The organism is Pseudomonas sp. B21-040 (assembly GCF_024748695.1).
Taxonomy (GTDB): Bacteria; Pseudomonadota; Gammaproteobacteria; order Pseudomonadales; family Pseudomonadaceae; genus Aquipseudomonas.
Map to the genome: position 1 here is coordinate 6,094,699 of NZ_CP087176.1, position 12,927 is coordinate 6,107,625.

A 12,927-nucleotide genomic window follows, 5' to 3' on the forward strand; every position below is an offset into this window, starting at 1 on the left:
AGATTAACTGTGGATCCAATCTACGCCTATGGGAAAACAGCAGCACGTCATGTAAGAGATTGCTTACATGACGTTACCTTGTCAGAACTGCGCAGCATCCAGCAGGAACAGGGACTCGCTACCGGCTTTCACCGACGCGCTCAGCGAGTGAATACGTGGCAACAAGCGTGCGAAATAGAACCGCGCCGTACCCAGCTTGCTCGCGTAGAAGTCGTCCTGCGCTTCTTTGCCCAACGCAGCCTTGGCCATCAGTGCCCACATGTAGGCATATGCCACATAACCGAAGGTTTGCAGGTACTCGACCGACGCCGCACCGATTTCATTCGGGTTGTTTTTGGCGCGATCCAGCAACCACGCGGTCAGCTCGTCGAGGGTCGTTACCGCATCATTCAGCGGCTTGGTGAACTCGGCCAGATCAGCACTGGCGGTCGCGGTGAAATGACGGATTTCGTCAGCAAACAGGTTGTAGAACGCGCCGCCGGTGCCGACGATTTTGCGTCCGACCAGGTCCAGTGCCTGAATGCCGTTGGTGCCTTCGTAGATCTGCGTGATACGAACGTCACGCACCAGTTGCTCCTGGCCCCACTCGCGGATGTAACCGTGGCCGCCAAAAACCTGTTGGCCGTGAACGGTGGTTTCCAGACCCAGGTCGGTCAGGAATGCCTTGGCCACTGGCGTCAGCAACGCCACCAAGTCTTCAGCGCGTTTGCGGGTAGTCGCGTCTTCGCTGAACTTGGCGGTGTCGAGTTGCATGGCAACGTAAGTCGAGAACGCACGGCCACCTTCGTTCGAGGCTTTCATGGTCAGCAACATGCGACGTACGTCCGGGTGGACGATGATCGGGTCAGCCACTTTGTCTTTGTTTTGCGCGCCGGTCGGCGAACGGCTTTGCAGGCGGTCGCGAGCGTATTCAACGGCGTTCTGATAAGAACGCTCGCCGGTGGCCAGGCCCTGAATGCCCACGCCCAGACGCTCGTAGTTCATCATGGTGAACATCGCCGCCAGGCCTTTGTTCGGCTCACCGACCAGGTAACCCACGGCTTCGTCGAAGTTCATCACGCAGGTCGCGGACGCCTGGATGCCCATTTTGTGTTCGATCGAACCGCAGTTTGCCGGGTTGCGCGCACCCAGGCTGCCATCGGCATTGACCATGAACTTCGGCACCAGGAACAGCGAAATACCTTTCGGCCCCGCCGGCGCGTCCGGCAGCTTGGCCAGCACCAGGTGGATGATGTTCTCGGTCAGGTCGTGCTCACCGCCGGTGATGAAGATCTTGGTGCCGCTGACTTTGTAGGAACCGTCGGCCTGAGGCTCGGCCTTGGTGCGGATGATCCCCAGGTCAGTACCGGCATGCGGCTCGGTCAGGCACATGGAACCGGCCCAGACACCGGAGTACATGTTTGGCAGGTACGCAGCTTTCAGCTCGTCGCTGGCGTGGGCGTTGATCGACAGGCAGGCACCGGCCGTCAGCATCGGGTACAGACCGAACGACAGGCTGGCGGAGTTGACCATTTCTTCGACCTGAGCCGACACGGCTTTGGGCATGCCCATGCCGCCGTAGGCAGGATCGCCACCGACACCGACCCAGCCGCCTTCAGCATAAGTCTGATAAGCCTGCGGGAAACCTGCCGGCGTGGTGACCGCACCGTCCGCCCAATGGCAACCTTCTTCGTCAGCCGCACGGCTCAGCGGCGCGATGCTTTTGCTGGTGACCTTGCCGGCTTCTTCGAGAATGGCTTCGACGGTTTCCGCATCGACGGTCTCGGCCAGCGCAGGCAGCTCGGCCCAGAGTTTGGCGACCTCGAAAACTTCATTGAGAACGAAGCGCATATCGCGCAGGGGCGCTTTGTAGTCAGCCATGGCAAACCTCGCAAGATCTAAACAGGTGATTCGTAGGAGTGGTGCTTTCGTTGGGTCCGAGTGTAACCCAACAACTTTTGCGACACATAGGGTCAGCCCATGACCCTTTTGTAATGTTTAGTCACTGACTGTCGGGTCATTAAAAAGCCCGCAATGATGCGGGCTCCAATGTGGCGGATTTAAAAGACTAAAGTGCGAACAGCGCTGCCGGCAGCTTCATCAGGCAATCACTCCCAGCCTCTATCGCCGCGCGATGAGCCGCCGTACGCGGCAACAAGCGCTTGAAGTAAAACTCGCTGGTCGCCAGCTTGCCCTGACAATAATCGGCATCACCGCTACCCGCATCGAGTTGCGCCTGAGCCACCAGTGCCATGCGCAGCCAGAGATAGCCAAGGATGATGTAACCGCTGTACATCAAATAATCCACTGATGCCGCGCCCACTTCGTCCGCATTCTTCATCGCTGCCATGCCGACCTTGGTGGTCAGTTCGCCCCACTGCTGATTCAGCTCGTTGAGCTGCGCCACATAGCTGGCGAGCTGCGGATGCCCAGCGTTCGCCGCGCAGGATGTGTGCACGATTTTGGTGAAGCCACGCAGCAGCTTGCCCTGACTGCCGAGCACTTTTCGCCCGAGCAAGTCCAACGCCTGAATGCCATTGGTCCCCTCGTAGATCGGCGCAATCCGGCAATCGCGAACCAATTGCTCCATGCCCCATTCACGAATGAAGCCGTGCCCGCCAAACACTTGCATGCCGTGGTTGGTCACCTCCAGCCCGGTATCAGTCATGAAGGCTTTGCAGATTGGCGTCAAAAAGGCCAACAGGTCTTCGGCGTCCTGGCGTGCGGTTTCATCCGGGCTCAAGTTCGCCACGTCCAGCAATTGCGCGGTGAAGTAAGTCAACGCGCGGTTACCTTCGTTGAAGGCTTTCATGGTCAGCAACATCCGGCGCACGTCAGGATGCACGATGATCGGATCGGCGGCTTTTTCTGGCGCTTTCGGGCCGGTCAGCGAGCGCATTTGCAAGCGATCGTTAGCGTACTTGATGGCGCCCTGAAAGCTCGCCTCCCCCAGACACAACCCCTGCATCCCGGTGCCGAGGCGTGCGTGGTTCATCATGGTGAACATGCAGTTCAGGCCCTTGTTCGGCTCCCCGATCAAGAAGCCTTTGGCGCCATCGAAGTTCAGCACACAAGTGGCCGATGCCTTGATGCCCATTTTGTGTTCGATAGAGCCGCAGGAAACAGCGTTGCGTTCGCCCGCCTCGCCGTCGCCACCGGGCAGGAATTTAGGCACGATAAACAGCGAAATGCCTCGGGTGCCTGCCGGCGCATCCGGTAGTTTCGCCAGCACCAGATGAATGATGTTGTCACTCATGTCGTGCTCGCCGGCCGAGATGAAAATCTTGCTTCCGGAGATTGCATAGCTGCCATCGGTTGACGGCACGGCCCGCGTCTTGATGATGCCCAGGTCGGTGCCGCAATGGGCTTCGGTCAGGCACATGGTGCCTGTCCACTGGCCAGCGGTAAGTTTGCTCAGGTAGGTCTGCTTCTGTTCTTCGGTGCCGTGGGCGTGGATCGCGGACATCGCACCATGGGTCAATCCCGGGTACATGCCCCACGAGGTGTTGCTGGAACCGACCATTTCGCTGATGACCAGGCCCAGGGAACTTGGCAAGCCTTGCCCGCCGTAAGCCGGATCAGCCGCCAGACCATGCCAGCCCCCTTCAACGTATTGTGCGAAAGCTTGCTTGAAGCCTGTAGGCGTCGTTACCACGCCATTGTCGAAATGGCAGCCCTCTTCGTCGCCGCTGCGATTCAATGGCGCAAGCACGTTCTCGCAGAATTTCGCACCTTCTTCGAGGATCGCGTTGACCATGTCCGGACTGGCCTCAGTGGCACCCAGCGCGGCGTAATTGGCGTGAAAGTCGAAGACGTGGTCAATCAGAAAGCGCATGTCGCGCAGGGGAGCTTTGTACTCAGGCATGGTCGTTTCTCCGTCAGCAGATGCTTCAAACCTACTGCCGCCCACCACGCCGAACAATCACAGTCCAGACGCTGAATGCGCCATCATCACTCAACCCGCAGCGGCGTCCATTCGCACGGCGCCACGACGCGTCTGACCAAATGCCACCACACAGTTTCGCCCGGCGCCCTTGGCGCTGTAGAGCGCTTCGTCCGCGGACTTGAGGACCTTTTCGGGGGTGCGCTGATCCACGCGTTCGGCGACGCCGATGCTGACGGTGACCGACACACTGGACGCGCCGGGGCCCGAGCGGCGCTGACGTCCCTGCTGATCGTCCTGAGGGCGGTTGTCCTGATTGCGCAACTGAATACTGTAGGTGGCGATGGATTCACGAATGACTTCCAGGTGCGGCATGCACTCTTCGAGCGTCTTGCCTGCAAACACCAGCGCAAATTCCTCACCGCCGTAGCGATACGCCCTACCGCCTCCGCCAATTTTCGACAGTTTGCTGGCCACCAGGCGCAGCACCTGGTCACCCACATCATGACCATGGGTATCGTTGAATTTCTTGAAGTGATCGACGTCGCTCATCGCCAGCACGTAATTACGCCCCAGCCGCTGCATCCGCTCGTTCAAGGCACGACGACCCGGCAGGCCGGTGAGTTCGTCACGGAAGGCCATTTGATAGGCTTCGTGGGCGACCGCCGCCGCAATCATCAACATCACCTGGCTGCACATGATGTTGAGGGTAAACGGCAGAATGAAGGTTTTCGGCAGTGCCCAGAACAAACCGAGCAAACCGACCAGTTGAGCCGCATGCAAAGGTCTTGGGTTACGCCAGTATTGCCAGCTCAGCAGCAAGAACGAGGCGATGAACACCGGATAGGACAGCTGGATCAGGCTCATCCAGGCGCCATGCAGCGCCGGCCAGCGGATTTCGGACAGCCATATCAGCAAGGCTTGTGGGTAACTTTGCTCCAGCCCCAACGCCACACTGCCGACGGCCAGCAACACAGCAAAGCGCGCCACCATGTCCTGAAACAAGTGTGTGCGTTCCTGCCAGGCGGCGAATACGCCAAACATCAGCGGCAGCAACAGGCAACACAGGTGGAAAACCACTGCTGCGTCATCACGGACTTTGCCGTTGTCGCGGTAGTAGTCGGTTTGGGTGTCGAGCAGAAAGTAGGCGATGTACACCGTGACCATCAGAAACAGCTCACGCTGACGTCGATAAACCGCGCAGTACGCACCGCCGAGCAACAGCACCAGAGTCGGTAGCACGTTGAACAGCGAGGTGAAGAAAACGTTCAATTCCTTGATATAGGCAGCCGCAAGTCCCGCAAGCAAGAGCAGTATCGACGGTAGGAAATGGCTGAAACGCACAGCGGAAGAACGCGGCAAGGGTAAAGCTCCGACCGTCATGACAAATAGATGGCATTGTGCCCACCAACTGTAACGGCAGAAACCCCGATTTGCTGAGTGAAATACTGCGGCATTTACAAAAAAGCGTCACTGGCGAGCATCAGCCGCCAGTGACGTAAAGGGAAATATGATTACAGGTCGTTGTTGAACGGTTGCAGCGGCCCCTCCAGACTTGGGCGACCTTCAGCACCGACCGGTTTGAGCTGGATTTCGGCATCCTGCGCTTGTCGGGTAGTGATCTTCGGACTCGCCGGCTTTTGCCCGACGGAGTTTTCATCACCCTTTTCGCCCTGTGCCAGTACCAGCGACGGATGATCAAACGGCGCCCGTTCCCATGCGACCCGAGGATCGGTCAGTCCGACTTCCATGAATTTGACCAGCGCATCCACTTCATCCGGGGTGAGGTTCAGCCGAGTCATGTCCGGGTCGAGGTTTGAGCCGTTGTGCTGATTGACCGCTGGGTGGTCGAAGCCACTGGTGTTGCTGGCATCCTCACCACGCCGGTCGCCGCCACGGTTGTAGAACTCCATGACCTGACGCAGCGTCGCGCGACTGCCGTTGTGGAAATACGGTCCGGTCAACGCGATGTTACGCAGAGTCGGCGTCTTGAAGGCGCCATCGACCGCGTCGCGAAAACCGACATTCGGCTTGAGCGTCGCATCACAAGGGATCGCCGGGCTCAAAAGCGCTTCGAAGGTGCACACATCGACCTCCAGCGGGTCAGGGATCTGGCCGCCCTGGAGTACGGTGTTGTACTCGCGAGTGAAGGACAATGGATTGCCCCAGGCATCCGAGCCACCGAGCGCCAGGTCTTCCGACGTTGGACGCACCCCGGTGTTGTAGAAGCCGTTGTCATACAGCGTGGTCAGGTTGTCGGCCATCACCATGCGCTCGATCCGTTCCCGAGGATGGAACAGCAACCGGCTGCCGGCGTTGGTCAACTCCGCACCACCATGGCAACTGATGCACTTGCCCTTGCCCAGGAACAGATTCATGCCCTGGACCTGCTGGTCGTTCATGGCCGTATGATCGCCCTGCAAATAGGCATCCAACGGCGCCTGGTCCGAGATCAGCGTGGACTCATACATCTGAATCGCCAGCCCGAAGAACAGCGGGAAGTTCGCCTCCATCTGGGTGTATGGCGCACCACCCAGCGAGACCTGCTGCGTGGCATTCCACAGGCGCGGCTGGAACGCGTTCTTGATCAGCTCACGGTAGGTCGGCCGGCGGGCGCTGGACACTGGCCCCAGTACCGAATCGGTAGAGGAAATCCGCTGCTGCTTGAGCATCAAGGTGTCGAGCATGCGTCGGCCAATGTCGGCGAACGTACGACCGCCGCAGGACATTTCCACCGGACTGCCGGGAGGCCCTACCGCTTGCGAAGCGGCGGAAGCATCCTTGAGCGCCAGTCTGACTTTGGTCGCCACGCCACTGCGATCGCTGGTCACGAAAATCCCGGCGTCAGGATCGCGATTGCCAAATGGAGAGAAGCCGTTGAAGACGTTATTGGCGCGGCCATCCCAAAAGTTACGCACGTTGAACGCGGCATTGATCACCGTGGGTGCGTTGCGCCCGGTGCTGCGGCGAACATTGATGCCACCTACCTGGAAGATGCCGTCCGGTTGCTGAATGCACTTGTCGAAACGTGCCTGATGGGGTTTGACGAAGTTGGCGTCGAATACGCCCTGGGACCCGATCACATCGTCAGTCGAATAGACAATCGCCGAATTGCGATCCATCGGATCAGCCAATACATGGGTCGGAAAGTCGTCTTTCTTCAGCAGGTAATTCGGGCCGCCCTTGCCTCCTGATTTGGTGGTGTAGCTCGGCACGTCGCCTGGAATGTCCGAGGCGGTGAACGGCTTGTTGAAGATCGACGAAACGTTCGCGTTAGTATTCGCCTGACCGGGGTTGATCTGGTTGGTGGTGCGGTGATCAACACCCGCGTGGAAGTGGCAGGAGGCACAAGCCGTCGAACCGTCACTGCCGATCTCCATGTCCCAGAACAGCGCTTTGCCCAAGAGAACCGCCGCAGAGCGATTGAGCACGTAGTCAGTCATGAGGTCGACTTTGCGCCCGCCTTCGGTTCCCGACGGGTCGGGCGGGAGCAGTCCACGCAGCGATTGCAGAGTGGGCACGTCCAGTACGGGCGGATCGACCGCTACCGGGTCAGCGGCCCAGGCACTCGCGACCGGTAGACCGATGGTCAAAAGAGCCCCCGCCATCGCACAGGCTAAACGGGTGATTCGAAAGAGGTCCAAGTACTTAAACATCATGACATTCTCGATTCAGTGCGGAGTAGCCAAGCTCCGGGATTATCCTGTTGCGAGATGAACTCATCGCCATAAATCTTGCTGCTTGCACGATTAGTTACACCACTCGAAATGGCTCGGGCAAGGCGACGCTTAACTGGCAAAGTGCTCTCTTGGCTCAGGTTTGATTAAGACATTGCTCTGTCGCACCGACGGGTGCGCTTAACCCAACTCTAGCTGTAACAAAAAATTTCAGTAACAAAAAAATCAATATTTTTATTTAAATCAATACAAATAGAAATGCCTTGCAAACACACCCGACACCACATACCAACAACGACTACAGACATACCTCAAACATGGTGAACTTCCCCCATTACTGGGTGCAATCCCCCAATACATGCCAACACCGGCTTACACAAACAATCACAAGCCAATGAATATAAAGGAAAATATTTTCCATGATTATTACTTACCAGCCTGGCATAGCAATTGCTCACCACACTTCCATGGAACTAAATTCATTTACGCCCCGCTTACAAACTAGGTCATCAGGGGGGATAAACATTCATAAAATATAAACTCCGCGCGTGTACAAGTTACACTGCGCGAGCTATGGCTTTTATTTAATATCAAAACAAAAACTTCACGACTAATACTTAAATATTTTTTTCTTGCAATATCATTCCGCCCGGAGTAGATATAGACAACATTTCTCATTCAGTACTTAGGACCGAACTCCCCCAGCGAACACTTAAACTTCACCTCACACACTCCCGAACTTGGGTATATATCCCCCCCTATGTTGGTGGGTATTAATTCGGTAGTGTTGTGCGCAATACCATCCTTGGCCGCGCAGCCCGCATTCCGAGTGCGCTGGCGACTGTTTGTGTCTAATTGTTTCAAAACAGGCACGACAACTGCTTTGTACGCCTCAGGCTCAAGGAAATGTCTCTCGCGTGCGTCCGTAACCGGCCGACGCAACGCAGGTGAAAACATCCGAACGGCAAGTGTCGACCGTACACAGGCACTTATTCCGCTGGATCGAGCCCAAATTCGACACTCACGGCTTTGCGTTTTTCTTGCGCAGGATTCAGCGCATCAGCAGATCTACGATCTCGATTGGCCGGCAATTGGTCTTGCAAGATACTGGAGTGAGCCATGAGCTTATCTTTGTACGAAAAAACGCTCGCCATACCGCCGCTGCCTCACAAACGATTCAACGGCATCTTCAGTCGCCAAGTTCTGCTCGCCAGTGCCGTCGCTGTCGCACTGGCCATTAGTGGTGGCGGAGATGCATTTGCCAAAAACGGAGCTGGCGGTGGCGGTGGTGGCGGCGGTGGTGGCGGGACTGCCAAGCCCCCGGGTTTGCCCTCGCCGTTCACGACACCCACACTGCCCGATCCGATTTTTACAAACCCGACTGCGATTAATGGGTTTGACGTTACCGGTTTTATCCAAAACATGACCCTGGACACCACCAATTCGAATTGCCCCAGTACCAGCGACCCGGGCCGCTTCGGAGGGACTGTCCAGTTGAACGGCGTCACGATTGTTGTCCCTTGCAACACCGTTATGCAGATGCCGGCCAACACCCTGACCTGGGCCGACTTCGTCAGGGGTGGAACCCTGGCGCTCGGAAAATCAGCGGCGGCTTATCCCTCGTTCGAGATCCATGTGGTAGGCAATAACGTCTCCAACAAGCAGATTGCCGGGCTGATCTTTGTCTCCCAGCAATCATTCAACGCGGGTAACGGTTTCATCACCCGGATCGACTACACCAACGGCAACCTCGAAGTTGACAGCGGGAACCCGACACAACCCACGATTATTCAGATCAACGACCCGAACGGACGTTTTGGCCGTGCCCAAAGCCCCGACCCACGCTTCTCCGTCGATGATGCCAACCCGACCATCCATGCCGCCACCGGCTACCCGATGTGCGTGCCGCGCACGATTTCCGGGGACGATGCGCTCTGCCCACAGAAAAACCGGCCAAAAGTGGTCACCCCGACCACGACCAACAACTGCCGCAATTTCAGCCAGGCCGGTGTTGCGCCTCCGGCCAGTGGGGAACTCTCAGGGCCAGCGGTGGGGCAGGTCTATTGCAGCCAGTACGTCATGAAGAGATTCAGCGATGCTACACGCACGGCGACGGACCCCGATCCGACTCAACAGGCCCCCTTCGAAGTCGGCGACTTCATCAGCTGGTCCGGTACTTTGTTCAAGTCAGCCACAACGGGAGCCCCGGACTTCGTCTCTGCACACACGATCGAGGCGAATGTCGGGATCTACACTCAGCCTGGTTCTCAGCCCAGCTACATGGCTATCGGGGAGTTTGGCATCGGTACGGCCGACCCGGCTGCAACAGCCATCAGCGGAGTAGCCCAGGAGACGCAGGACCGGATTTTCCTTGAAGCCTCGACCACCGATATCAAGACCCCGGTCGACATCTATCTGATAGATGTCAATCCATCGACAGGTGTGCAAACCAATCGCTGGGTTACACCCTATGAGATGACGGGTGAATGCAACCCTGCGCTGGGCCTTGCGGCCAGTTGCCTGGGAGCCTCGGGTGGTATTACCACACAGAACACGGGTCCTCAGCCACAACGCGCCAGATTACGTGCGACCAAATCGCCCGCAGGGCTACTTAGCCAGCCGACACGTACCTTGCGCGTCGTTGCGCGGTCACTTTGCGTTCCACAGCAGAGCTTGTCCCAGACCGCCGTGGACAGTTGCATCCAGAATGCGGGCAGGCTGACCGTCGCCAATGGACTGATTGCCGGACAGTATGTGGCGCCGGTGTTTGAGTTCATCTTTCCAGAAGGCGTCAAGCCTGGCGATCCTGTGGTGCCTAACGACTTCTGGCATCTGCCGTTCATACGTAACGGCGAAGGCGTGAGCACCCCGACTGGCGTCGGCCCCCTGGATCCGACGCCATGGTGATCAAGGCCTGACCTCAGCGCAAAAAAAAACCGCCGCCCCTTTCGGGGCGGCGGTTTTTTAAGGACTGCGTTTAGGCCTTAGTAGCCCAGATCGAAGTTCTCTTCTTTCATGTCCATCAGGTTGTTAGCGCCCGACAGCATGGTGACAACGTGAGTGCGGGTACGCGGCAGGATGCGCTGGAAGTAGAAGCGCGCAGTCTGCAGCTTGGCGGTGTAGAACGCCTCTTCGGAAGTACCGGCAGCCAGTTTCTCGGCAGCCAGACGCGCCATGTCAGCCCAGAAGTAGGCCAGGCAGGCGTAACCGGAGTACATCAGGTAGTCCACGGAGGCCGCGCCGACTTCTTCGCGATCCTTCATGGCCGCCATACCGACCTTCATGGTCAGCTCGCCCCATTCTTTGTTCAATGCAGCCAGTGGTGCGACGAACTCTTGAACCGCTTCGTTGCCTTCGTTGGTCTGGCAGAACTTGTGGACGATTTTGGTGAAGCCTTTCAGGGCCTCGCCTTGCGTCATCAACACTTTGCGGCCCAGCAGGTCGAGTGCCTGAATACCGGTGGTGCCTTCGTACAGCATCGAAATGCGGCTGTCGCGAACGTTCTGCTCCATGCCCCACTCGGCGATGAAGCCGTGGCCGCCGTAGATTTGCACGCCATGGTTAGCGGATTCGAAACCGACTTCGGTCATGAACGCTTTGGCGATTGGGGTCATGAAGGCCAGCAGTGCGTCGGCTTTCTTCTTCTCTTCTTCATCCACGCCGTACTTGACGATGTCGACTTGCTTGGCGGTGAAGTAAACCATCGCGCGGTTGCCTTCGGCGAATGCCTTCATGGTCAACAGCATGCGACGTACATCTGGGTGAACGATGATCGGGTCGGCAGCCTTGTCCGGCGCTTTCGGGCCAGTCAGCGAACGCATTTGCAGACGATCGCGAGCGTATTTCAAGCCACCCTGGAAGCCGATTTCGGCGTGGGCCAGACCTTGCAGCGCGGTGCCCAGGCGTGCGGTGTTCATGAAGGTGAACATGCAGTTCAGGCCTTTGTTCGCCGGGCCGATCAGGAAACCGGTGGCCGCGTCGAAGTTCATCACGCAAGTGGCGTTACCGTGGATGCCCATCTTGTGTTCCAGGGAACCACAGCTTACTGCGTTGCGTGCGCCGATCGAACCGTCTGCGTTCGGCATGAACTTTGGAACGATGAACAGCGAGATACCTTTGGTGCCAGCCGGTGCATCCGGCAGGCGAGCCAGTACGATGTGGACGATGTTGTCGGCCATGTCGTGTTCACCGGCCGAGATGAAGATCTTGGTGCCGGAGACTTTGTAGGAACCGTCGGCCTGAGGTTCGGCCTTGGTGCGCAACATGCCCAGGTCGGTGCCGCAATGCGGTTCGGTCAGGCACATAGTGCCGGTCCACTCACCGGAAACCAGTTTGGTCAGGTACGCGTCTTGTTGCTCAGGCGTGCCGTGTTCGGAAATGGTGTTCATCGCGCCGTGCGACAGGCCTGGGTACATGCCCCACGACCAGTTGGCTTCGCCAACCATTTCGCTCACAGCCAGACCCAGAGACTCTGGCAGGCCTTGGCCACCGTGCTCTACGTCGTGGGCCAGGCTAGGCCAGCCGCCTTCGACGAATTGTTTGTAGGCTTCTTTGAAGCCAGTCGGCGTTTTAACGCCGGACTCGCTCCAGGTGCAGCCTTCGGTGTCGCCCACGCGGTTCAGCGGCGCCAGTACCTGCTCACAAAACTTGGCGCCTTCTTCGAGAATGGCGTCAACCATGTCCGGAGTTGCGTCTGCGCAAGCCGGAAGGCTCTGATAGTGCGCTTCGTAGCCGAGCAATTCGTCACGAACGAAGCGAATATCACGCAAGGGGGCCTTGTAGTCAGGCATAGCGATAAACCTCTGCTGATGTAACCGGGAATGAACGACCGTGTTGATTTGTTGTGACGGTCAAACAGTTGTTTGAAACATACGTTTACGCCTAATTCTTGTCAAGCGTCGATCTTTGGCCGTTCGTCATCACCTCACCGATCTGCCGGACACGCAGCAGCGTACGAGCGCTGAATAAACACCGCGGCGTGTAGAAAAGATTAGTTGAGCGAGAAGGACTTACGCAGAAAAACGCCGCGAAAAGTCGCGGCGTCGATGAAGCGGATTCAGCGGGGAATCAAGCGAATGTATCGATCAACGTGCCGAGCATTTCGTCCGAAGCCTTGGCGACTTTGGCGCCCGCTTCAACCTGAAATTTGCCTTGGGCCAGATCGATTACGTTGCTGGCCAGGTCAGATTGCTGGCTGCGATCAACCGAACGCAGACGATCAACCTGAGCCTCGGAGGACTGGCTGGTAACCGAACGCTCAATGGTGTTGCTGGCGATCTGCCCGGAAGCTTGATCGACGCGGTTCTGCCCTATCTGAATAGTGCTCAGACCAGCATAAAAAGCGGTGTTACCTGAGATTTCCATGGGAGAACTCGTCCTGCAAGGGAT

The 12,927-nt window shown here is 57.6% G+C and carries 7 protein-coding genes; 1 reads left to right on the top strand and 6 read right to left on the bottom strand.

All coding sequences use genetic code 11. The features are described 5' to 3' along the window. Nucleotides 1-81: 81 nt before the first annotated feature. The 4 genes from LOY55_RS27985 to LOY55_RS28000 form a co-directional block, all read right to left on the bottom strand. Nucleotides 82-1,860, bottom strand: a complete 1,779-nt coding sequence (locus LOY55_RS27985; protein WP_109785565.1) for an acyl-CoA dehydrogenase C-terminal domain-containing protein — start codon at nucleotides 1,858-1,860, stop codon at nucleotides 82-84. 187 nt (nucleotides 1,861-2,047) lie between these two features. Beyond that, nucleotides 2,048-3,844, bottom strand: coding sequence for an acyl-CoA dehydrogenase C-terminal domain-containing protein (locus LOY55_RS27990; RefSeq protein ID WP_223522853.1), 1,797 nt, complete (start codon nucleotides 3,842-3,844; stop codon nucleotides 2,048-2,050). Nucleotides 3,845-3,934: 90 nt separating this feature from the next. After that, on the bottom strand, nucleotides 3,935-5,224 hold the full coding sequence (locus LOY55_RS27995; RefSeq protein ID WP_109785567.1) for a GGDEF domain-containing protein: 1,290 nt from the start codon (nucleotides 5,222-5,224) through the stop codon (nucleotides 3,935-3,937). A 152-nt stretch (nucleotides 5,225-5,376) separates the two neighbouring features. Continuing rightward, nucleotides 5,377-7,470 carry a cytochrome-c peroxidase gene (locus LOY55_RS28000; protein WP_046030063.1) on the bottom strand — a complete coding sequence of 698 codons (2,094 nt, stop codon included), beginning with the start codon at nucleotides 7,468-7,470 and terminating at the stop codon, nucleotides 5,377-5,379. A 1,188-nt stretch (nucleotides 7,471-8,658) separates the two neighbouring features. On the opposite strand from LOY55_RS28000, the gene LOY55_RS28005 reads away from it, so the two are divergent. Then, nucleotides 8,659-10,446: a hypothetical protein gene (locus tag LOY55_RS28005; protein ID WP_258667143.1), complete on the top strand. Its 1,788-nt coding sequence runs from the start codon at nucleotides 8,659-8,661 to the stop codon at nucleotides 10,444-10,446. Nucleotides 10,447-10,523: 77 nt separating this feature from the next. Here LOY55_RS28005 and LOY55_RS28010 read toward each other — a convergent pair whose 3' ends face one another. Together LOY55_RS28010 and LOY55_RS28015 are read right to left on the bottom strand one after the other, a co-directional pair. Continuing rightward, nucleotides 10,524-12,329 carry a phenylacyl-CoA dehydrogenase gene (locus tag LOY55_RS28010; protein ID WP_046029935.1) on the bottom strand — a complete coding sequence of 602 codons (1,806 nt, stop codon included), beginning with the start codon at nucleotides 12,327-12,329 and terminating at the stop codon, nucleotides 10,524-10,526. A gap of 277 nt (nucleotides 12,330-12,606) precedes the next feature. After that, the gene (locus LOY55_RS28015; RefSeq protein ID WP_223522854.1) at nucleotides 12,607-12,903 is read right to left on the bottom strand and encodes a pyrroloquinoline quinone biosynthesis protein PqqE; all 297 of its coding nucleotides are present in this window, start codon (nucleotides 12,901-12,903) and stop codon (nucleotides 12,607-12,609) included. Nucleotides 12,904-12,927 lie beyond the last annotated feature (24 nt).